This window comes from Bradyrhizobium genosp. A, assembly GCF_049949275.1.
Taxonomy (GTDB): Bacteria; Pseudomonadota; Alphaproteobacteria; order Rhizobiales; family Xanthobacteraceae; genus Bradyrhizobium.
In genome coordinates this window covers 6,206,979-6,229,340 of record NZ_CP188196.1, presented here as the reverse complement: position 1 = coordinate 6,229,340, position 22,362 = coordinate 6,206,979, and the positions used below count along the sequence as shown (strand labels likewise).

Sequence of the window (22,362 nt, the reverse complement as noted above, 5' to 3'; positions counted from 1 at the left end):
GGCTCGGCTGGATTGGCCTGTGCGCCATACTCGCGGGCGCGGCGGTCGCGCAGGTGCCGCCACGCCCCTCCGAATTGTCGTCGGCGAGACCGGTGACCGACGAAGAGCCAATCACCCCTATTCCACAGCCCCCCGCTGCCGACCCGCTCAAGCTCGCAATCGGTGAGCGCCTGTTCAGCGATCCGCGTTTGTCTGCGGATGGAAAGCTCTCCTGCTCGTCCTGCCACGACCTCCGCATCAATGGCGCCCGCGGCAGCGCGGCGCACAGGGGTTCGAGCCCGTTAGACACCCCGACGATCTTCAACGCCTCCCTCAATTTCAGGCTGAACTGGGAAGGCAATTTCCGCTCCTTGTCAGCACATGCCGAATCGTCGCTCGAAAATCCCGTCAATCTGCGCACGACCGTCGACGAGGTCGTCCGGAAACTGAACGCCGATGCCGTCGTCGTCAGGGATTTTCGTACCGCCTATGGACGTCCGCCCGACCGCGACAGCTTCCTCGACGCGCTCGTGACCTTCGAGCGCTCCCTCCTGACCCCGGGAAGCCGGTTCGACCGCTGGCTTGGCGGCGACGGATCGGCGCTGTCGGCCACTGAACTCGAAGGCTATCGCTTGTTCAAGTCGTTCGGATGCAGCTCCTGTCACCAGGGCGTCAATGTCGGCGGCAATCTGTTCGAACGGCAGGGCGTGTTTCGTCAGCTGGTCGCGGGGCCGCCCGAGACGGTGCGCGTGCCGAGCCTGCGCAATGTCGCGACGACCGCGCCCTATTTTCATGATGGCAGTGCCGCAACGCTCCAGGACGCTGTGAAACGGATGGCGGCGGCGCAGCTCGACCGGACCCTGACCGACCAGCAGATGGCCTCGCTGGTCGCCTTTCTGCAGACCCTGACCGGGAACTATCGCGGTTCTCCCGTTGGCGGAATCGCGCCATGAGAGCGGCTCAAGCCATCGCGATCGTCGTCGCGCTGATCCTGCTCTTGACGTGGCTGTCGCTGCGCGCGTTCGATCCCCAGGCCGAGCTTTTCGATCGCGCGCTCGTCGAGCTTGATTACTTTGCCACGATCGAGAACGCGCTATATCGCGATGTCTTCACGGCGCGCGCCGGCACACTGCGCAACTATGATCCGCTGGTGAATGAGGTCGACGCGCTGCACGATTCTCTCGACCGCCTGCGCGCCACATCCGCGATCGATATGGACACGAATGCCGCAGTCGATCGTCTGGCCGCATTGGTCGATCGCCAGCAAGAGCTGGTTGAGCACTTCAAGAGCGGCAATGCCTTGCTTCAGAATTCGCTGGCCTTCTTCGGACGCTTTCGCGTCGGGGCGGATTCGTCGGACCTCGATCTAGCGATCACTGCGGCCGCGGCCGCAATCCTGCATCTGACGCTCGACACGTCGTCAGGCTCCGTGCGCGAGGTGCAAGACCGCCTCGATGAGCTCGACCGTCAGGCGAGTCGGATGGGGGTGGGAAGCTCCGTCGAGACAATGCTGGCGCACGGGCGATTGCTTCACGGGCTGCTGCCCTCGGGCGACGACACATTGAAGGCACTGCGTGCTCTGCCTCAGAAGCAGGAACAGGAAGCGCTCCGCGGCATGATCGTGAAGCACCAGATTGCATCGCGCAGGGAGGCCCGGCGGTATCGCGGGCTGCTCTACGCGACCTCGCTGATCCTGGTTGCGTTCCTGGTTCATCTTGGCATTCGCCTCAAGTCGGGCGCCAACGCGCTACAACGTCGTGCGGCGTTCGAGCATGTGATCGCGGGCATCTCCATGCGTTTCATTAACGCGCGGCCGCACAGCATCGACGGCGAAATCGACCGGGCCGTCACGGAGCTGGCCGCCTGCACCGGCTCAGACCGCGCCTATTTCGTCATGGCCGGTCCGACACCGCGTCTCCACCTCTGGCACAAGCCCGGTTCGCCGCCTCCTCCCGGCTGGCCGGCAGGGGCCATTGAGCTTGCGATGCAACTCGTGACCTGCGCCGACGGCGTGGTTCATATTCCCCGTGTCAGTCGGATGCCCATCGGCGATAGCAAGGCGCGATGCCTCGAACTCGGTCTCGGCGGTTGGGCCTGCGCGACGAATGTCCAGAAGGACGGCGCGCGCGTTGCGCTCGGCTTCGATGCAATCGGACGAGCTTGCCCTATCAAGACGCGTGGAGAGCTTGCGCTCGTTCGCATGGCGCTCGATACCATCCTCCAGGCCGTCGAGCGGCGCACGATGGAGAAGGAACGCGCGCGGCTCGAGACGCGTCTGCGGCAAGCCCGGCGCATGGAGAAGATCGGCACCTTCACCAGCGGCATCGCGCACAACTTCAACAACATATTGGGCGGCATCCTGGGCCATTCGGAGGTGATGCAGGAGCAGGGTTGCTCGGATTCACGATTTGCGCACAATCTGGCTGGTCGGGGTGCGGAACGGGCGCGGGATCTTGTCGACCAGATGCTGGCCTTCGGGCGCCGGCGTGATGCCCGCCGCAACCCTTTGAGCGTCAGCGCGCTGATCGCCGAGACAACATCGCTACTCGGTGTCTCACTGCCCAAGGGTATCGACCTCGTCATCCGCCAGCCTCCGGTCGCGACCATCGTATCCGGCGACGACGCTCCGTTGCAGCAGGTGATCCTCAATCTCTGCAACAATGCCGCGCATGCGATGCCGGACGGCGGCCGCATCGACGTCTCGACCGAGCTGCGCGAGGTTTCCGAACCCCTTGCGCTCAGCCACGACGATATCGGGCCCGGCCACTATGTCTGCATCGCGGTGACCGATACCGGTCATGGCATGGACGAGGCGATACTGGGGCGCATTTTTGAACCCTTCTTCACCACGCGGTTGTCCGGCAACGGCCTTGGACTTGCGACCGTGCGCGAGATCGCCCACGAGCACGGCGGAGCGGTGAGTGTGCAGAGCAAGGTCAACGAGGGAAGCCGTTTCGAGGTCTGGTTGCCAAGAGCGACCGCTGAACCGGCGTCGGAGGCTGGCGGCGCTGCCTTTCCGGGCGGAAGGGGCGCGACCGTCATGCTGGTGGCCCACGATGCCGAAGGCGTATTGCGCGACGAGGAAATGCTCGCGGCACTCGGCTACGAGCCGGTGGGGTTCACCAATGCGGATGCCGCGCTGGCGGCCTGCCGGGCGGACGCGGATCGCTTCGACATGGCGGTGGTCGGCCACTTCGGCCCGGCCGCGCGGTCGCTCGAATTGGCGGCTGCCCTGCACGCGGCCGCCCCGCGCCTTCCGATCGTGCTTGCCTCTAAGGCTGTGATCGAAATCGGCGCCGATGCGGTGCTGACGGCCGGCATTGCCGACGTCGTGCGCTGGCCGATCATTGCCGAAGAACTCGCGATGGCGCTTGCCGATAGTGCGGCGTTGACGCGGCCCGATGGTCGGCTGCAACGCCAACCGGCGCGCGCTTTCTCGACGTGCTGACCCTTCACGCTTTGGCTGTCGGGAGCGCATTCATCGAAGCGCGCAATCATGCTGGCAGCTCAGGCGCGGCGAGTTGTTGGGCTTCGCCGCGATCGCGATCGGATAGCGGCTTGGCGCAGACGAAACGCCTGTTTTCGGCCGTAGCTCAAATGGTGGGTTTTGGCCTAAGAAGGTCGAAAATGCTTTATCTTTCAATGGGGATTGACTGACACTCTCTCCGTCGCACTGCTTCTCCACTGTATCCAGCTGTGCGAAACGACAGCAAAGCATGAACATAGCGCGTCAACGGTTGTCGCGGTTAGTTCCGCGATGTCACCCGTAGTTCCTGGCGCTGATGGCGAGCGTAGAGGAGGGAGCAGAGGTCATCATTCCGGCGCCCTATTGGGTCTCCTATCCCGACATGGTCATCGCCAATGACGGCAAGCCGGTGATCGTCCGCTGCTCCGAGAACCAGGGCTTCAAGCTGACGGCAGACGCGCTCGAAGCGACTATTACGCCGCGGACACGCTGGCTGATCCTCAATGCACCCTCGAACCCGACCGGTGCAGCCTACTCCCGCGAAGACCTCAGGGCGATCGGCGAGGTGCTGCTGCGCCATCCCAATGTCCTCGTGCTGTCGGACGATATCTACGACCAGATCTGGTACCGCGACGAGCCCGCGACGACGCTGGCCGCCGCGGTGCCCGCCTTGAAAGATCGCATCCTGCTCACTAACGGCGTGTCCAAGACCTACGCCATGACCGGATGGCGGATCGGTTATGCAGCTGGTCCCGCGCCGCTGGTCGCCGCCATCAACAAGCTGCAGTCGCAGATGTCGTCCTGTCCGTCGTCGATCAGCCAGGCGGCCGCCGCCCATGCCCTGACCAGCGACCAGTCGTTCGTTCGCGACAGCGTCAAGCTCTACAAGGAGCGTCGCGATTTTGCCTGCGCGCGGCTGAACGCGATCCCCGGATTGTCGTGCCTTGTGCCGGACGGTGCCTTCTACCTCTATCCCGGCTGTGCCGGTGTGATCGGCAAGACCACGCCGGAAGGGAAGGCAATCGAGAATGACCTCGATTTCGTGCTGTACCTGCTCGACGGCGTTGGCGTCGCTGCCGTCCAGGGCGCAGCCTACGGGCTCTCCCCATATTTCCGCCTGTCGATCGCAACCAATGCGCACGACGTCGCACGCGCGGTGCTGCTCTGCGCCAGTCTGCAAAAGGGCGCGATGATCCCCGAACTGCACATCTGCCCGACCTTCATGCGCGACACATCCGCCGACATCGAAGCGGCACGCTGGGTCGGCGCTCCCGCCGACCTTGCCGACAAGCCGAAGAGCTAAAGAAGAGGATCTCCCATGAACGGAGCCAAATTGCGCGAGCGCCTTGCCAGGGGCGAGGCGGTCACCATGTTCACGCCGCATCATGCGTCATCGGGCCTCGCCGTCCGTTTGGTCGAGCTCGGTGCGGACGCGATCTTCGTCGATTGCGAGCACGGCACCTGGAGCTTCGACGACGTACGCGTGACCGCGCAGGCCATCCGCGGTGCGGGCGGAGCGGCGATCGTCCGTCCGCACTCCCATGAGCGGCCACTCCTGATCCGCTATCTCAATGCTGGCGCCGACGGCCTGATGGTGCCGATGGTGGATACCGCGGATCAGGCGCGCGCCATCGTCGACGCGGTGCGCTATGCCTGCCCTGCCGATTACGAGAAGCGGCTGATCATCGCCATGATTGAGACGCCGAAGGCGATCGACAACATCGAAGAGTTGCTCGCGGTAGAAGGGATCGATGTCTTCTTCATCGGGCCCGGCGACCTGTCGCAGAACATGGGCTATCCGCCGGCTCCGCCGTTGGGTCAGCCGCGGCCGCAGGCCGTGATGGAGCGGGTTGCCTATGCGGTGAAGAAGATCCGCGCGGCCGGCAAGGTGGCCGGAACGCTCGTGACGTCGGACGAACTGCCGTCATGGCTCGAACAGGGCGTGCGGTATTTCTACATCCACTCCGATCCGTTCCTGCGTGTCGGTTTGGCCGGCGTCAAGAAGCTGCTCGCGCGTTGAGCGGCTGACGCCGCGGCCCGTGCTGTGAGAGGGGCACCATGGCATTCGAACTGTTCAATCTCGCCGGCCGACGCGCGCTGGTTACGCGGTCGTCGCAAGGGATCGGGCTTGCGATCGCGCGAGGGCTCGCCGAGCATGGCGCCTCCGTGGTGCTGAATGGACGCGATCGCAACAAATTGGATGCGGCCGCGGGAAGCGTCAGAGCCTGTGGTCACGATGTCGCAGTGACGAGCTTCGATGTAACCCGCGCCGCGGCTGTTCGGGGTGGAATCTTACGCATTGAGCAAGCGATCGGGCCAATCGATATTCTCGTCAACAATGCCGGCATGCAGTTCCGCGCCCCGTTGGAGGAATTTCCGGCAGAGAAATGGGATGAATTGCTGACGACCAACGTGTCCAGCGCCTTCTATGTCGGCCATCTGACCCGCGGCATGTGCGCCGATTGGGCAAAGTATGGTCTCCAGGCCAATGCGATTGCGCCTGGCTATTTCAAGACTCCCTTGAACCAAGCGCTGATAGACAATCCCGAGTTCTCGGCTTGGCTCGAGAAGCGGACACCTGCGTCGCGCTGGGGCAATGTCGACGAGCTGATTGGCGCCGCCGTGTTCCTGTCGGGCGAGGCGTCGTCCTTCGTTAACGGGCATACGCTCTACGTCGACGGCGGGATCACGACCTGCCTGTGATCCGACGCTCCGTCGGCCCACTTCCCCTCCCGCACGAACCGGTCGGCCTGCGGTATCTTCCCTGCGGCTGCCAGCAAAAGACCAACGGCCATGTCGGCGACATCAGCGGTTAGCACGTCCGGCGTATTGGTCTCCCTGGTCATTGGTTTCACCCGTACCGTTACAATCGCGTGAGCGCTCCAGCCTCGCTTATGCTCCGGGCTTGACACGCTGCCAATAAGGCTGCACATAAATAAACTATACGGTATAGTCTAATTGAACAGGAGATCCTCTTGATGTACTCAGCCGCTGGTGCGCTCGCGCTGGATGAGCGCCCCACTTGTGACGAACTGCAGCGTCGGATCAAGAACGATCCCGCATCAGTCGCCGACCTCGCCTCTTTCCCGGGTGCGTGAGATGACAATGAAAGGTTTGATCGGCGCGGCGATGATATCGATGATATCGATGATATCGGTGATGTCGATTGTCCCAGCTACAGCTCAAGTGCCGCCGGACTTGCCGCCGGACGGACCCATGCTGGAGATGGTGGCAGGCATGGTCATTCAAAAATACAAATCGTCAAGTTGCGAGGATCTGAAGGCAAAAAAGGGCGAGCCCCCGGCGGAGATCGTCGCCGCAGCGGTCGGCTTCCTGAGGAGCAATCCTTCCCTGCGCGTCAAGTTCATCAACAAGGTTGCGGCCCCGGTCGCCAACAAAATGTTCGACTGCGGGATGATCCCCTGAAGGGTCTCACTGCCGGCCGGGGTTGGCTGTGCAACCCCGGCGCGGCGGCGGGCAGGAAGCCATACGGCTTACGGGACGAAAACCAGGAACAGAAACACGGCAAAGACCATGATGTGAACCAGTCCGAACAGGATGTTGGTTCGCCCGGTGCCGAAGGTCAGTGCGCTCAGCGCAAAAGTCAGCACCAGCTCTACGATGTTCTGCTGCGGCAGTCCGAGGACAAGCTGCTTGTCGAGCACGCAGGCCGCGATCGCCACCGCAGGAACGGTCAGTCCGATGGTTGCGAGTGACGAGCCGAGCGCCAGATTGACGCTCTTCTGCAGATTGTCCCTGCGGGCTGCCGAAATCGCCGAGACGCTTTCCGGAAGCAGAATCAGCATTGCGACGACCACGCCGGCGAAGGCGGGCGGGGCGCCGATTGCGGCGCCGGTGGCCTCGACTACAAGAGAGAATTTTTTTGACAGCAGCACGACGGCAAGGAGTGACACCAGCAGAAGCGCGCCGCTCAACGCCAGCATCCCGCTCGAAACCGACGCCCCGTTACCGCCCCGGTCGGCCCTGTTCACAAAATAGTCCCGATGCCGGACGGTCTGGATATAGACGAAGACGCCGTAAAGCAGCAGGGTGACCACGCTTGCGAATTCCAGCTGAGCCTCTGAAAAGACTGGACCCGGCGCGGTCAGGGTGTAATTCGGCAGAATGAGCGTGATCGTCGCGATCGTGAACAGCACGCTGAGATAGAGACTGGCGCCGGAGACCTGGACGTCCTGTTCCTTATAATGCAGGCCGCCAATGAAGATGCAGAGGCCGACCAGACCGTTGCAAACGATCATTACCACGGCGAATACAGTATCGCGCGCGAGCGTCGGCACTTCACGGTGCCCCAGCATCATGGTTGCGATCAGCGCCACCTCGATGATGGTCACCGCCAGCGTGAGCAGGAGCGTGCCGTAGGGTTCGCCAATCCGGTGTGCGATCACTTCCGCGTGGTGCACGGCAGCGAAAACGGTGCCGAACAGGACGACCAGGAGCACCAGCGCGAACAGAACGGCGATCCAGGATGCCGCATATTCATAGTGCGTGGCAACGATGCTTGCGTAGAGCAGGGCAGCGAGCGCCGGAAATATCCATGTCGATTTCGGAATCGATTCGTGCACGCTCATGAGCTGGCAAACCCGCTGAAAAATGCTGCGTCCGCCTGAGCAAACATCCAGGCCCCCTCAAATCATTCAGCGCGAGAATCCATTGAGCGAGCGTACGAAGCAATAGCTGCAGGGGAGAGCGTTCTAAGCGTTGGCTTAGTGCGGCGCGCCGGCGGTAGAATTGCTTCGGAGCCAGCTCCGCTACAGTCTCGCAAGCGCTGATGCGCGCAACCAGCAGCACTTGAGACCGCAGGAGCAGTCAGGATGCATTCAAGCGAGGATCACGAGCGCGATGTGAGTGCGGCCATGTCGCGTCGTCAGGCACTCAGGCTGTTGACCGGCCTGGCGCTGTGTCCGCTGTGTGCCACCACCGGCTTCGCGGCGGAAAGTAGTTGGAGCTACGAAGAAGCAGCAGGCCCCGAGAAATGGGGCGGCCTCGACCCGGCGTCTGCGGTGTGCTCGGCTGGCGACCAGCAGTCTCCCATTGATATTATCGCTCCGGTCATGAGCCGAAAGGAATCATTGAAGATCAGCTGGAGCAAGCGGCCCGTCGCGATCGTCAATAACGGCCACACCGTTCAGCTCAACTACACGGCAGGCGACACGCTTCACCTGGGCGACGACGAATACGCGCTGAAGCAGCTCCACTTTCATCATCCAAGCGAGCATCTTGTCGACGGCAAGCGGTTTGCCATGGAAGCGCATTTCGTTCATGCCGGTAGCGACGGGCTCGCCGTGATCGGGGTGCTCCTAGTTCCCGGTAAGGCAAACGATACTTTCACGAAAATCGTCTCGACGATGCCGCCGGAAAAAGGTTCCCCAATCGCAATTGATCCTGCGATTGATCCCCTACGCCTAATGCCGGCCAGGCGTGCGTTTTATCATTACAAGGGATCGCTAACGACGCCGCCGTGCAGTGAGACTGTGGACTGGATCGTACTTAGGGATCCGGTCGAGGTGGACCAGCGCGATATTGCACGCTTCGCGAAGCTGTACCCGATGAACGCACGTCCAGTACAGAGCCGGGATCGGCGATTCATTCTCTTGTTCAACTCTCGCTAAAGAGCTCGCGCGTGGACTGCGATCGCGCAGGGCAGAAGCGGTGAAAGAAAGAGCTGTCACCGCCTTCTAGCAGCGTCTGAGGCAGCCTATGGCGGGGTAGACGGACGGCATTTCCAACTGACCCTTTGGAGAGAATATGGGTGAAGTTATTCGATTCGTATCAAACTCCGAGCGCGAGCGAGTGCGCCTTGTTCGAGCAGCCCGCGCCATTTATGACAGCATCTTTCCGCCGGTGGTGATCATCCCAGGGGACGGCAGCGGGCATAAGGTGCAGGCAGCTCAGACGGTCAGCGGCGCCGAGGCGTATCGGAGTGGTAAGGGCCCGTGGTCATGATCAAGATCATTGCCGTGCTGTGCAATCTCGCCGCTCCAGCGAACTGCCACGAGCAACTCGTCACCACCTCCGGCTTCGCCGATATCTCGATGCAGTCCTGTCTGATGGGAGCACCCCAGCTCGCCGAATGGATGAAACAACATCCGGCCGAGCGCCTCGCGGCATGGCGCTGCGTGCTCGGCACCCAAGACAAAAGGGGAGCTTAGAGCGCAGAGGAGGAGCCTTTATCAAGCCTCCGCGGTGGCCGGCCCATCAAGCAGCGGCATGCGCATGGGACGTTGGCGCCGTGCGGGGAGCGTTTGCTTTAACCTCGCCTGCTTTTGGTTGCGCGGCAGGCAACCCATGTCGACCGCGGCGTAGAACTCGCGCGGCTCACGCAGCCGGGCGTCAAGAGGCAACACATCCTCATTGAACGCGTCCTCGCACCGGCGCAGAGCGTTGGCCAGGTTCTCATCTCGGGCGAGATCGAGCGGCTTTGCCACAGAATCGCGCGGCGAGCGAGTGCGCCCGTCGAAGCCGGCGATACGCCGGCGGCTGCACTGGTCGAGGTGGTTGCTGGATTGGTCAGAAGACGTTTCGTCAGAAGACATTTCGTAAGACATGGCTTGCAGTCCGTGTTGTGAGCCGCGGCGGTGAGGAGGGCTGAGATCGACCGCGGCCTAGGCCGCCGTCCAGCCGCCGTCGATCGGGAGATTGGCACCGGTGATCTGCGCGGCGTCGTCGCTGCACAGGAACAGTGCGAGCGCGGCCACCTGCTCCGAGGTGACGAACTCCTTGGTGGGCTGGGCCGCGAGCAGGACCTCGCTGATGACCTGATCACGCCTCATGTGTCGCGCAGCCATCGTATTCGGGATCTGCTTCTCCACCAGCGGCGTCCAAACGTAGCCCGGGCTGATGCAGTTGCAGGTGATCTTCGATCTGGCGAATTCCAGCGCCACGGTTTTGGTGAGACCGGCGATGCCGTGCTTGGCCGCGACATAAGCCGACTTGAACGGGGAGGCGACCAGCGAATGCGCCGAGGCCGTCGTGATGATGCGTCCCCAGCCGCGTCGCTTCATGCCGGGCGCGGCCGCACGAATGGCATGGAAGGCGGAGGAGAGGTTGATCGCGATGATCGCATCCCATTTCTCGATCGGGAATTCCTCGATTGGCGACACGTGCTGGATGCCGGCGTTGTTGACGAGGACGTCGACGCTGCCGAAGGTCTTCTCCCCGAGCGCGATGAGCTCGGCAATTTCCTTGGGCTTTGCCATATCGGCGGGCGAGTAGACGGCCTTCACCCCGAAATGGCTCTCGATCGCGGCGCGCTCGCTTTCGACTTCCACCGGCGCACCCATTCCGTTGAGCACGATGTTGGCGCCTGCACCCGCAAACGCACGCGCACACGCGAGGCCTATACCGCTGGTCGAGCCGGTCACGACGGCCGTCTTACCGTTCAAAATACCCATCATGTTCACCTGTTTGGTTTCTGACGCACGAGATCGATCACGTCACCAGGGTTCTCTCGGTGGCCCGGAGCGAACGTCGGAGCGGCTGTTGCAGATAGTCGTGGATCACCCGGCCGAGACCGAGCGTCAGGTCTGTCCGGATATGGATCGCGGAGACGATCTCCAGAACCGGCAGCTCGGCGACGGGCGCTAAGGCGTGGGGCGTCAAGGACAGTGCCGCAGGCCCGCTCCAGGCGCCCTTCAGCACGATGTCCTCGAGGCGGTATTCGACCAGCTCGCAGATCCGCGGACTGCCATCGACGTGCGGAATGATCTTGAGCAGGAAGTTCGGTTCCTTGAGAGCGGCCTCGACCTCTCCGAGGTCGGCCTCGCGATGCTTGTAGCCCATCGTGCCCGTTGCTACCCGCAGCGGGCCGTAGTCGAGGGTGCCGATGAGCGTGTCGATCTCGGTCCGCAATGCCGGCTGACCGAACTTTTTCGGGAAGCCCCAGAGCTCGCGTCCCCCTGCAATGGGCCCGTCGTCGTTGAGGAACATGCAGTGATTGTAGCCGCCCTTGCGCCCGTGGAAGGTCACCGGGATGACCTGGCCGCTCTCGGTGTAGTCGCCAAAGCCACTGGAGTCCGGCATGCGAATGAATTCATACTTCACGAATGCCTCGCGTTCGTCGATCTCCAGCGGTTCAGGCACCACGGCGCGCAGCCTTGCCGGATCGGTGCGATACGTGATGATCAGGTATTCGCGGTTCACGAACCGATACGGTCCCGGCGGATAGGCCGGGCTGGTCAGCGGCATTGCAAACGCCTGCTTGACGACCTCACTCTCACGCATTCGCCTTCTCCATGCGGTCCACAATCATGTGCCTGGTCACTCGCGGCCATCCTGTTCAAGATCGAACGTGAAGACGCCGTCCGGCGTGGTGGGGCGAGCGAGCACCTCGGGATGGCGCAGCGTGCGTAGCGCATCGTGATAGCCGGCCCGCCAATGGTCCTGCATCGACGGACGGGAAAATTCGTAGTCCTTTGAGGGACCTTCGTGGCTGCTCGCGCGATAAATCAGCTGAACGATATTATAGACGCTGTGAGAGGCGGCCGTGCTGAGGAGGTTCACATCTTCATGCTGGCTGAGGTCTTCGGGGAGACGGTTGAGCAAAGCGGCGAGCGCATGACGCAGACGCTGGACGTGCTTGAACTGATCGGTATTTGCGCGCGTGCGGCTCGAGAATTGAATCTCCTTGTGGCGCGTGGCGACCTCGGCGATGTTGCGCGGAGGCTGACCGCGCGCGTTCCAGAGATCGACCTGAAACGCAAGCATGTCCTGGGGAGTGCTCCCCTCGAGCACCCACTGGAGCGGCGTATTTGACACCAGGCCGCCGTCCCAATAGTGCTCGCCGTCGATCTCCACGGCGGCAAAGCCCGGCGGCAGCGCGCCGCTCGCCATGACATGCTCCGGCTGGATCCTGTGCGTGGTATTGTCGAAGTAGACGAAATTGCCGGTTCTCACGTTGACCGCACCCGCGCTGAAGCGCGTCATGCCGGCGTTAAGGCGATCGAAATCGACCAGACGCTCCAGGGTGCTCTTCAGCGCGCGGGTGTCGTAGAAGCTGGTGGCCTCGATCTTCCCGCCGGCTTGCAGCCAGGGCAGCGTCGGGCGTGCCGAAAAAAATCCGGTTGCGCCGCAGGCCAGCGCAAAGCCCGCGCTGATCTGGTTGAGCAGATTGCGAGTCTCATCGCCTTGAAATGAATCCAGCAGGGATGCGCCGGGCCAATGCCAGGGCCCGTGCGAGGTTACCTCGTTCCAAAAATCACGCAGCCGGTCGACGCGCGCCTCGGGCGGATTGCCTGCGATGATGGCCGCGTTGATCGCGCCGATCGAGATGCCGGCGACCCAATCCGGATGAATGTCGGCCTCGGCGAGAGCCTGGTAGACGCCGGCCTGGTAAGCGCCCAGGGCGCCGCCGCCCTGCAGGAGCAAGGCGATGCAATCAAATGGTAGCCGGCGTTGCGCGGTAGTGAGGTCTGCTCTGGGCTGGAAGTTCATGAGTTGGCCTGCTGTTGGATTTTGCGGTGAGGCTGGTGTTCTAGGCTGATCGGCGCTTCGAGAGTGGATGGCCCGACGAGCCGAGCGAGAGCGATCGCGGGCGGTGTCCGTCGGCCAGATTGGTGCGAGTCACTGCATGCGGTACCGCGCTCCGGGGCTGCCTTTTGCCGGCTGCGGCCTCCGCTGCCCTGCTGTGGCTGCCGAACGACTGAACTGCAACCAAGATTGCCATGATGCGTGTGGCAAGGGGTGAGGCCGTGCAACGCATGGCCGTGGCTCGTGCCCGGAAGCAAGCTCGCGCCCGCGAGCGCAGCCGCCAGCAGGAAGGTGATGCAAGCGATGCGTGGCTCAGGTCTAAGTTTACGTCGACGGGTGAGCATCGTTTCGACCTTAAAGAAACTATACGGTGTATTTTTGATCTAGTGAAGTCGACCGCATCAGGCAATTCACAAGATCGTGCCTGAGCCCCCGACCATGAGGCCGCTACTGATGGATCGCCCCCTCAGTGGCGAGTTTGGGCGGCTCGAGCATGACCTCTTTCAAGCGGTCGCCGTTGGCGATGACGACCACGAAATTGAGTTTGCCATCCTGCTTCATCAGACCGCCGGCAAGCGCGCTTCCGGCCGCGGCCTTCTCGGCAACGCGCACCGCATCAGACAACCGTTGCTTGATCCATTTCAGGGCGATGATATTGGCCAGATCGCCTCGATCGAGCTCCTTCAGCGACGATGTCGTTTCCTTCTGAAGCACGCGCCCGGTGTTCGCATCGATGACGTTTTCCCAAATTCGTTCATTCTTCACCGTCCGCGCGCGATAGGCGGGCGGACCCGATATCTCGAAGCTGATGTCTGCTGTCCGCGAGCCGTCGTGCAAACGCTCCGCGGTAGCCATCGCCTCGGTCAGTGATATCTGTATGGCGCGGAATTGCTCGAGCATGCGGCGAAGCGCTGCATCCTCGGCATCGCGCTGATCAGCTGCACCTAGACTTGCGGCGTCCAAAGGCGGCGGCGTGGCGGCAGCGACGTCGGCGGCAGCAAGCGTGGCGGAGCAAAGCATGATGGCAAATAGCCGCTTGTTCGTCATCGGGCTAATCCTGCGCTTCTCTGAATGTGGGCTTGGTTCGCCGGGACTGCATAAATGCGTATCGACAAGAGCCGTGCTGACGGTCCGGGGAATCGCACCACCCAACATCAGTATCGAAAGCCGGGTGCCGAGCAGGTTGCCGGCTCCATCTCCGGGCCTGAGCAAACCTGCGCTGCGGTTCCGATTTGACAGCGCGGTGCCTTTTGCCCGGACCAGCCTGATCGCGAACGGCCGGTTCAAGCTGCGCCAAGCTCTCGCGAGCAGGGGAGTGGGTTTGGCGCAATGTTATGGGGCTACCCTCACCCTCGTCGAGTTGCTCAGAGACTGACGGAGGCGGCTGCTGTGCTGCGTTTGCCAACTCGGAGCTCGGCAGCTGCGAGCTACTCGAGGCGATCTCGTCTGGGGGCACCGGGGTCGGGGCGGCCCTGTTGGTATCGATGACAACCATTTCCGGCCGCTTCATCTCGGAGAGGATCCGGATCGGCGGGCGCACAGAATGCGATTCATCAGATCGGATCGGCGCGGGCGCGGGCAACACCCAGTCGGCGGCGAACAGCAGCAACAGCAACGCTCCTCCAACCGACAGGAAATAGCCGCGCAGGGGAATTGCAGATTCGGCCGAGCTGCTCGCGCGCATTGATAGAGCAAATTTCCTGCTCACGGCACTCGGCTCCTGAGGATAAAATCAGTTCGTCTCATGGTCAGATGCCCCAAGGGGCGCGGATGCGCGCGAGTTCGCTGTCGAGATAGCCGCGCTCGTCGAGCCATTCGCTTGGGCAATACGCCGTCCGCTCCGGATCGATCTCGAACCCGTCACGCTTGAGGGCCGTTCGCGTGCCCGTGAGACCGGTCCACACAACGTGTCCGGTGGGCGGATCCAGACGCATCACGTCGAATACTTCGACAAGGGGCAGAACCTCAGGAGATCTGGTCATGATGCGATGCTGTCCCGAGCATAGGGACGGGGTGCGGTCATCGGGCGGCGCTCCGCCGGGCTCGAGCTGCGATCGGTACGATCTGCCTATCGAGACGAGCATGGATCCAGGCCACCAGCGAAACGGTAATGCCGAGCGCCAATCCGATGCCCATCAGAGACAACGCGACGACGAGATTGAGTGAGGCGAGCGCAAGCGTCGGCCAGGGGTTTTCCTTTGCGAGCGTCAGCAAGAACGTCGACATTTGTCAGTCTCCGAAATATACTAAACCGTATAGTTCATATACAGCGCACGCCGGCGCCCTTGTCAAGCAGGGACATCATGCTTGTAGTTGCGCTCCGGATATGGAGCTCAGAGGGCTAGGACCGGGACATGTCCGCCATGCATCACCGCAATCGGTCGCAGCCAAGTGTGCTTTTCACCTGGCCCGACCCCTCCGGAATCTTCGGGGCTGACAGTTCTTGCAAAAAGGGGGAGCGACTGCTTCCCCAAGAAACGCCTCGTTGACTGATGTCACTTCGGCGTAGTGCCGTTCACCACGGCAACACCCTAGCTGAAGGGCCGAGCAGAGAGAAGTAAGCGAAAGCTCATTCAGCGCAACCAGAGACGTAAGCCGCGACACGACGATACGGTGGGGCCCGGTTGAGATACCTTCTCGAACATCCGACTGGCGCAGCAGGGTGGCCATTACTGGCTTTCATTGGCTGGACCACCGTATCTGGCGATGCCCATCGCGCCATCACCATCGCGATTGCGGTGCTCATCGTCACCTCCCTGCGCTCGGCTCGCCAATGGTTCACGTCCTCGCCGCACGACGGCTGTTTGAGCTTGGCATCATGTAAGAGACGGCAGTGCACCAATATGACGACCTCGAAGGCGCGGCTCAGCGCATCCTGTTCGAAGGCGGTGAGGGTCCCGACCGCTAAGCGACCGGGTACGGGGTTCATGAGCGGTATCTAAATACAGTCTTCTACGGCCATGGAGCGGCCCCGCCTTCTCCGCTGTCCGAACTCCAGCGCCTTCAAGGATGCCGCCGGGCCGGTACTTTGGCTTAGGTTGCGCCACTTATCGCTGCACGGCATAATCTCACGTTGCCGCGATGGAGTCCGGCGTTTGAATCTGCGATTTCAACACGACGCTGGTGAGATAACTGATCTCCAGGTCTTGTGGGAGGACTCCGAGTATGCGCTCTACCGCGGGCGGCGCCTCACGCAAAACAGCAGCCGTTTCGAGTCGGTTCTGATTGCCATCCCTGCCGCGGCGCAGGCCTCGCCTGCTGTCCTCGACCGCCTCGCTTGCGAATATGATCTCAAGGATGAGCTTGATGAGACCTGGGCGGTCCGGCCGCTCGATCTCGTGCGCCAAGGCGCCCGGACCTCGCTTGTTTTGGATGATCCCGGCGGCGAGCCGCTCGAGCGGCTGATCGACGGGCCCATGGACATCGAAATCTTCCTGCGCCTTGCAATTGACATCGCCAGGGTCCTGTCAAAAGCCCATTCGCGCGATCTCATCCACAAAGACGTCAAGCCCGCCAACATCTTCGTGAATTGCGCAAACGGGCCGGTGCGGTTGGCAGGATTTGGCCTCGCGTCGAGGCTGCCGCGCGATCGGCGCGCGCAGGCGCCGCCAGAAATCATCGCGGGCACACTCGCCTATATGGCGCCCGAACAAACCGGCCGAATGAACCGGTCGATCGATTCCCGCGCCGATCTCTACGCGCTTGGCGTGTCGTTCTATCGAATGCTAACTGGCGTGTTGCCGTTCAACGCTGCCGACCCGATGGAATGGGTCCACTGTCATATCGCGCGAAAGCCGGTCGCGGCGAGCGAGCGATGCGCAAGCGTTCCCGGGCCGATCTCCGACATCGTGGCAAAACTCCTCGCCAAGACGGCGGAGCAGCGATACCAGACAGCTGCCGGTCTCGGTCACGATCTCAGGCATTGCCTCAACGAATGGATACGGCATAGCCACATCGCGCGTTTTTCGCTCGGTGAGCGCGACGCACCAGACCGGCTGCTGATCCCCGAGAAGCTGTATGGCCGAGAGCACGAGGTTAAAAGCCTGCTTGCCGCCTTCGATCGCGTTGTCGACGGTGGAGGGCCCGAACTGGTCGTGGTCGCCGGCCAGGGCGGCGTCGGCAAGTCGGTGCTGGTGGCCGAACTGCACCGTGCGCTGGTGCCCTCGCGCGGCCTGTTTGCATCCGGCAAGTTCGATCAGCTCAAGCGTGACATCCCCTATGCCAGCGTGGCGCAAGCGCTTCAGGGCCTGATCCGGTCTCTGTTGGGGAAGAGCGAAGACGATCTCGCCCCGTGGCGCGCCACGCTGATGGGAGCACTTGGCTCCAACGGCGCGCTGATGGCGACGCTCGTACCCGAACTCGAAATCCTCATCGGTCCGCAGCCGCCGACCCCGGAACTGCCGCCGCGAGACGCCCAGCGCCGTTTTCAGCTTGCGTTGCGTCGCCTGCTCGCTGCGTTGGCCCGGCCAGAGCACCCGCTGGTGCTCTTCCTCGACGACCTGCAATGGCTGGATGCAGCAACGCTCGATCTTATCGAGGATCTGCTAGCCCAGCCGGACATGTACCACCTGCTTGTTATCGGCGCGTATCGCGATGACGAGGTCACGTCCGCACATCCCCTGATGCCGCGACTGGCGGCGATCGTCGGAGCCGGTCGACGCGTGGAGGAGATCACCTTGAAGCCGCTCGGGCTCGAAGATGTGAGCCGGATGGTTGCCGAGGCGCTGCGTTCACGGCCCATCCAGGCCCTCGCCCGGCTGGTGCATGCGAAGACGGCCGGGAATCCGTTCTTCGCCATCCAATTTCTGACGGGCCTTGCCGAGGAGGGGCTGCTCGCCTTCGATCGTGACGCGGGGTCCTGGCGATGGGACCTTAAGCAGATACGCGCCAAGGACTATACCGACAACGTCGCGGACTTCATGTTGCGCAAGCTGCGCCGCCTCCCCGTAGCGACCCGTACGGCCCTCCAGCAACTCGCCTGTCTTGGCAGCGCCACGCCTGTTGCGACCTTCGTGCTGGTGCGCGGTGATACCGAGGATGTGGTCAACGCGACGATCGGGCCGGCAATCCGGGCGAGGATTCTGTTTCGGGAAGGCGGCGTCTATCGATTTCTGCATGATCGTGTTCGGGAAGCGGCCTATGCGTCGATCTCGGAAGGCGAGCGCCAGTCGGTGCACCTCGCTATTGGCCGCCGACTCTTCGCTGACAGGCTACCGACATCGGTTGAGGAGGGCGTTTTCGAGATCGTCGGACAGCTTAATCGCGGAAGCGCCTTGATCAGCGCGGACGACGGGCGCGAGCAGCTCGCCGAGCTCAATTTGATTGCGGCCCGGCGTGCAAAGTTTTCCACGGCCTATTCTTCCGCGTTGACTTACCTTGCCGCGGGCACGGCGTTGCTGCCGACGGATGCATGGCGGCGCCGGCATGATCTGGCCTTCGCCTTGGAGGTGCAACGAGCCGAATGCGAGTTTCTCACGGGTGCGCTGGCTGAAGCGGAAGCGCGTCTCGCCGAACTCGCGGACCGGGCCGCCAGTCCCGCTGAACTTGCGAACGTAACGCGTTTGCGCGTCGACCTGTTCATGACGCTTGACCAAAGCGATCGTGCCATTTCGGTCGGCCTCGAGTGCCTGCGACGTTTCGGCATCGGCTGGTCGGTGCATCCGACGACAAAGGACGTGGAAGATGAATATTCAGAGTTGAGCCGGCAGCTCGGGGACCGTCCGGTGGAAGCACTGCTCGATCTGCCCAGCATGGCGGATCCGATCGCATGCGCGGCCATCGATGTCCTCACCGCCCTCGTGACTCCGGCCCTTTTCACGGACGAGAAGCTGCGGTGCCGCATCATCTGTCGCATGGGGAATCTTTGCCTGGCACACGGCAATAGCGACGCCTCCTGCTATGTTTACACGGCCGTCGGCAACGTGGTGAGCCTGTACTTCGGCAATTACGAGTTGGGATTCCGCTTCGGTGAGCTCGGTGTGGAGCTGGCGGCCTCGCCTGGAATGGAGCGGTTGAGGGCCCGCGTCTACCTGGCCTTCAGCAATCTCGCCAAACCGTCCCCGCACCACTTTCGGAGCGGGCGCCCCGTTGCCCAGTATGTCTTCGAGGCCGCGCAGCAGACCGGCGACGTCACCTATGCTGTGATTAGCCGGAACAACCTCGTGACGCAGCTCCTTGCTGCCGGTACTCCTCTTTCTGACGTGGAGCGTGAGGCCGAGGCCGGGCTCAAATTTGCCCGTGGCGCCGGGTTCGGTCTTGTCGAGGCTCTTATTACCGCACAGATCCGGTTCGTCCGAACGCTCCGCGGTCTGTCATCCTCTTTCGGCTGCTTCAATGAGAATGGATTCGACGAGCGGCAATTTGAAGGTCAGTTGGAGGCCGAGCCAAGGCGCGGGATAGCAGCTTGCACGTACTGGATCCGCAAGTTGCAGGCACGTGTCCTTTCCAACGATTATTCGGCCGCACTTGCTGCCGCGACAAGCGCAGAGCGACTACTCTGGATGTCGCCGGTCATCTTCGAGCGGGCCGACTACCACTTATATGCCGCGCTGGCACTGATCGGGCTGTGGGACTTCGCATCTGCTGGCCAACGTAGCAATTATCGGAAGAAGCTGGCTGCTCACCGGCGCCAGCTCCGGGTCTGGGCCGAGCATTGCCCGGAAAATTTTGCAAGCCGCGCCGCACTGCTCGATGCAGAGATCGCGCGTTTGCAGGACCGGGAAATCGAAGTCGAACGCCTGTTCGAACAGGCCATACGTTCGGCTCGCACCAATGACCTCGTGCACGAAGAAGCGCTCGCGTACGAACGAGCCGCCCGCTTCTATGCGGCGCGCGGATTCGAGGACATCGCGCATCTGTATCTGCGCAAGGCCCGCTCCTGTTACTTGCGTTGGGGTGCCGACGGCAAGGTCAGGCAGCTCGACGAAATGCACGTGCAGTTGAGCGAGCCCGAAAGGGCGCCGGGCGCGACAAGCACGATCGGAACACGGGTCGAGCGGCTCGATCTCGCGACAATCACGAAGGTGTCGCAGGCTGTCACAGGTGAGATAAATCTGGAAAGACTCATCGATACGCTGCTGCAAACGGCCGTCGCGCAGGCCGGCGCAGAGCGCGGCCTGCTCATTCTTACTCAACGCGACGGACCGAGGATCAAAGCATCAGCTAGAACGATCGGCGATGCAATCGTTGTTGAACAATCGGAGGAGCCGGTAAGCGCAGCAATGCTGCCACTGACGGTGCTCCATCACGTGGTGCGGACTTCGGAGGTCATTGTTCTGGATGACGCCGAGCGACAGGTGCCATTTTCTGCCGATCCGTACGTCATGGAGCACCGGGCACGATCCGTCCTTTGCGTTCCCCTGCTCAACAGAGCCAGCTTCACGGGTGTGCTCTATCTCGAGAATAATCTCAGTCCGGGGGTCTTTTCGCCCCGACACACTGCCGTTCTGCAACTCCTGTCATCTCAAGCTGCGATCACATTGGAAAACGCGCGGCTGTACCGCGATCTGGAGGAGCGCGAGGCAAAGATCAGGCGGCTGGTCGACGCGAACATCATCGGTATCTTCACCTGGCGTCTTCCACAGCGGGATTCGAAGGACTTTCTTTTGGAGGTCAATGACGCATTCCTTCAGATGCTCGGATATGACCGGGAGGAGTTCGTGTCGGGCCGTATGCCGCGATTCGGGCTGACCCCGTCAGAGTGGCGCGAGCGAGACACGCAGACACTGGCAGAATTGCGCCAATTCGGGGTTTGCCGACCGTTTGAGAAAGAATACATCCGCAAGGACGGAACCCGCGTGCCCGTGCTGCTCGGCGCCGCATGTTTCGACGCCACGAGAACCGAGGGCGTCGCCTTTGTTCTCGATCTGACTGAGCGCAAGCGGAAGGAGCGCGAGCTGCGCGCCAGCGAGGAGCGTTTCCGCACCCTCGTTCAGTTCTCGTTTGACGTCTACTGGGAAAGCGACGCGCAGCATCGCTTTGTTCGCCAGGAGTTCGCCGAGGGGGTCGTTGACGCGCCCGCCCACGGCTCTGAGCTCGGCAAGACGCGCTGGGAAGTGCCTCATCTTGAGCCCGATGCGGAGGCATGGCGCAAGCACCGCGAGACCCTTGACGCCCACCTGCCTTTCCGGGATTTCGAACTCGCGCGTCCGGGCCCCGACGGCGGCAAGCGCTACGTCTCGGTCTCCGGGCTGCCGGTGTTCGACGAAGCTGGACGCTTTACCGGCTACCGCGGCGTCGGTCGGCACATCACCGAGCGCAAGAAGGCGGAAGAGGCGCTACGGCGAAGCGAAGCTTATCTCGCGGAAGCGCAGAGGCTGAGCAACAGTGGCGCGTATGCATTCAACGCCGCAGGGTCGAAGTATTGGTCCGAAGAGCTTTACCGGATCTGGGGATTTGATCCGCTGCAGGGCATTCCAAGCCGCGAAATCTGGCAGCAACGGCTTCATCCGGATGATCGCGACAGCTTCCTGGAAAAGTACCAGGCGGGACCACGCCAGAAGCGCGAATATGCAATCGACTACAGGATCGTTCTTCCGGATGGCACGATCAAGCATCTGCGGTCGATCGGCCGCCCCTCCTACTCCGCGACAGGCGAGTTCATCGAAGTTGTCGGCACCACAATCGACGTAACGGAACGCAAGCAGGCCGAAGCGGAGCGTGAGCGGGTGCGGCAGCTCGAAACGGATCTCGCTCATCTCAACCGCCTGGGCGTCATGGGAGAGCTGACCGCCTCGCTCGCCCATGAGATTCTACATCCGATTGCCACGGCGCGGAACAATGCTCGTGCCGGCATGCGCTTCCTGGAAATGAAGCGGCCAAACCTTGGCGAGGTCATGGAGGCGTTGGCATGCGTGGTGCGGGATGCCGACCGAGCCAAGGACATTGTCGGCCGCATCCGCGATCACATCAAGAAATCACCCCCGAGAGAGGAGACATTCGATATCAACGAAGCCATCGATGAGGTGATTGTGATGGTGCGTCATGCAATCGATAGACACCGGGTCACGGTCTACACCCGCCTGAAGCAAGGTCTGATGTCCGTTGATGGCGATCGTGTTCAATTGCAGCAGGTCGTGCTCAATCTGGTCCTGAACGCCGTGGAAGCCATGAGTGCCGCAAGGGAGGGGCCGCGCGAGCTCTCGATCAGCACCGGGCCAAACGACAACAGTGGCATTCTCGTCGCAGTTGCCGATTCCGGGCCAGGCATCGATCCGGAGCATCTCGACCTGGTTTTCAAGCCGTTCCACACCACCAAGCCGAGCGGAATGGGAATGGGGCTCTCGATCTGCCAGTCCATCATTGCGGCTCATGGAGGCCGCTTGTGGGCCGAGGCCAATCGACCCCGGGGTGCAATTTTTCAGTTCACTCTGCCCGCCGGGCCGGACGGCCCATGAGTAACCTTCACCCAGCGTGGTCCATGAGGGAGCCGT

The 22,362-nt window shown here is 62.3% G+C and carries 18 protein-coding genes and 2 pseudogenes; 11 read left to right on the top strand and 9 right to left on the bottom strand.

Translation table 11 applies throughout. The features are described from left to right. The first annotated feature begins 92 nt into the window (after positions 1-92). From ACP2YP_RS29215 to ACP2YP_RS29195, 5 genes and pseudogenes are all read left to right on the top strand, one after another. The gene (locus tag ACP2YP_RS29215; RefSeq protein ID WP_426419702.1) at positions 93-932 is read left to right on the top strand and encodes a cytochrome-c peroxidase; all 840 of its coding nucleotides are present in this window, start codon (positions 93-95) and stop codon (positions 930-932) included. After that, the gene (locus ACP2YP_RS29210; protein ID WP_426419701.1) at positions 929-3,427 is read left to right on the top strand and encodes a two-component system VirA-like sensor kinase; all 2,499 of its coding nucleotides are present in this window, start codon (positions 929-931) and stop codon (positions 3,425-3,427) included. Before ACP2YP_RS29215 ends, ACP2YP_RS29210 begins: the two co-directional genes overlap by 4 nt. A 322-nt stretch (positions 3,428-3,749) precedes the next feature. Beyond that, positions 3,750-4,601 (top strand): annotated as a pseudogene (locus tag ACP2YP_RS29205) (aminotransferase class I/II-fold pyridoxal phosphate-dependent enzyme); the annotation flags it as partial. 162 nt (positions 4,602-4,763) lie between these two features. After that, complete coding sequence (locus ACP2YP_RS29200; RefSeq protein WP_426419700.1) at positions 4,764-5,465, top strand: HpcH/HpaI aldolase family protein; 702 nt, start codon at positions 4,764-4,766, stop codon at positions 5,463-5,465. A 38-nt stretch (positions 5,466-5,503) separates the two neighbouring features. Continuing rightward, on the top strand, positions 5,504-6,148 hold the full coding sequence (locus ACP2YP_RS29195; RefSeq protein WP_426419699.1) for an SDR family oxidoreductase: 645 nt from the start codon (positions 5,504-5,506) through the stop codon (positions 6,146-6,148). An 11-nt stretch (positions 6,149-6,159) separates the two neighbouring features. Here the strand turns inward: ACP2YP_RS29195 and ACP2YP_RS29190 are convergent. After that, positions 6,160-6,285, bottom strand: a pseudogene (locus tag ACP2YP_RS29190) (2-hydroxyacid dehydrogenase); the annotation flags it as partial. A 265-nt stretch (positions 6,286-6,550) separates the two neighbouring features. On the opposite strand from ACP2YP_RS29190, the gene ACP2YP_RS29185 reads away from it, so the two are divergent. Then, positions 6,551-6,871 (top strand): hypothetical protein, encoded by a 321-nt coding sequence (locus ACP2YP_RS29185; protein WP_426419698.1) that lies wholly within the window; start codon positions 6,551-6,553, stop codon positions 6,869-6,871. Between the two features lie 68 nt (positions 6,872-6,939). Here ACP2YP_RS29185 and ACP2YP_RS29180 read toward each other — a convergent pair whose 3' ends face one another. Then, positions 6,940-8,034, bottom strand: coding sequence for a calcium:proton antiporter (locus ACP2YP_RS29180; protein WP_426419697.1), 1,095 nt, complete (start codon positions 8,032-8,034; stop codon positions 6,940-6,942). Between the two features lie 285 nt (positions 8,035-8,319). On the opposite strand from ACP2YP_RS29180, the gene ACP2YP_RS29175 reads away from it, so the two are divergent. The 3 genes from ACP2YP_RS29175 (at position 8,320) to ACP2YP_RS29165 (ending at position 9,615) form a co-directional block, all read left to right on the top strand. Next, on the top strand, positions 8,320-9,075 hold the full coding sequence (locus ACP2YP_RS29175; RefSeq protein WP_426419696.1) for a carbonic anhydrase: 756 nt from the start codon (positions 8,320-8,322) through the stop codon (positions 9,073-9,075). A 136-nt stretch (positions 9,076-9,211) separates the two neighbouring features. Next, positions 9,212-9,409, top strand: a complete 198-nt coding sequence (locus ACP2YP_RS29170) for a hypothetical protein (protein WP_426419695.1) — start codon at positions 9,212-9,214, stop codon at positions 9,407-9,409. After that, positions 9,406-9,615 (top strand): hypothetical protein, encoded by a 210-nt coding sequence (locus ACP2YP_RS29165; protein WP_426419694.1) that lies wholly within the window; start codon positions 9,406-9,408, stop codon positions 9,613-9,615. The genes ACP2YP_RS29170 and ACP2YP_RS29165 overlap by 4 nt, the downstream gene beginning before the upstream one ends. A gap of 21 nt (positions 9,616-9,636) precedes the next feature. Here ACP2YP_RS29165 and ACP2YP_RS29160 read toward each other — a convergent pair whose 3' ends face one another. The 7 genes from ACP2YP_RS29160 to ACP2YP_RS29130 all read right to left on the bottom strand — a co-directional run bounded on the left by ACP2YP_RS29160 (position 9,637) and on the right by ACP2YP_RS29130 (position 15,157). After that, on the bottom strand, positions 9,637-10,011 hold the full coding sequence (locus tag ACP2YP_RS29160) for a hypothetical protein (RefSeq protein ID WP_426419693.1): 375 nt from the start codon (positions 10,009-10,011) through the stop codon (positions 9,637-9,639). A gap of 57 nt (positions 10,012-10,068) precedes the next feature. Further along, the gene (locus tag ACP2YP_RS29155; protein ID WP_426419692.1) at positions 10,069-10,857 is read right to left on the bottom strand and encodes a 3-hydroxybutyrate dehydrogenase; all 789 of its coding nucleotides are present in this window, start codon (positions 10,855-10,857) and stop codon (positions 10,069-10,071) included. A 37-nt stretch (positions 10,858-10,894) separates the two neighbouring features. Further along, entirely contained in the window at positions 10,895-11,686 is a 792-nt protein-coding gene (locus ACP2YP_RS29150) for an acetoacetate decarboxylase (RefSeq protein WP_426419691.1), read from the bottom strand. Between the two features lie 36 nt (positions 11,687-11,722). Next, positions 11,723-12,895 carry a DUF3734 domain-containing protein gene (locus tag ACP2YP_RS29145; RefSeq protein WP_426419690.1) on the bottom strand — a complete coding sequence of 391 codons (1,173 nt, stop codon included), beginning with the start codon at positions 12,893-12,895 and terminating at the stop codon, positions 11,723-11,725. A 483-nt stretch (positions 12,896-13,378) separates the two neighbouring features. Further along, entirely contained in the window at positions 13,379-13,978 is a 600-nt protein-coding gene (locus ACP2YP_RS29140; RefSeq protein ID WP_426419689.1) for a PepSY domain-containing protein, read from the bottom strand. A gap of 701 nt (positions 13,979-14,679) precedes the next feature. Continuing rightward, positions 14,680-14,913: a hypothetical protein gene (locus tag ACP2YP_RS29135; RefSeq protein WP_426419688.1), complete on the bottom strand. Its 234-nt coding sequence runs from the start codon at positions 14,911-14,913 to the stop codon at positions 14,680-14,682. Positions 14,914-14,950: 37 nt separating this feature from the next. Beyond that, positions 14,951-15,157: a hypothetical protein gene (locus ACP2YP_RS29130; RefSeq protein ID WP_426419687.1), complete on the bottom strand. Its 207-nt coding sequence runs from the start codon at positions 15,155-15,157 to the stop codon at positions 14,951-14,953. A 607-nt stretch (positions 15,158-15,764) separates the two neighbouring features. Here ACP2YP_RS29130 and ccoS point away from each other — a divergent pair. Both ccoS and ACP2YP_RS29120 read left to right on the top strand, forming a co-directional pair. Beyond that, positions 15,765-15,839, top strand: coding sequence for a cbb3-type cytochrome oxidase assembly protein CcoS (ccoS, locus tag ACP2YP_RS29125; protein ID WP_426426298.1), 75 nt, complete (start codon positions 15,765-15,767; stop codon positions 15,837-15,839). Between the two features lie 187 nt (positions 15,840-16,026). After that, entirely contained in the window at positions 16,027-22,326 is a 6,300-nt protein-coding gene (locus ACP2YP_RS29120) for an ATP-binding sensor histidine kinase (RefSeq protein WP_426419686.1), read from the top strand. The last annotated feature ends 36 nt before the right edge of the window (positions 22,327-22,362 follow it).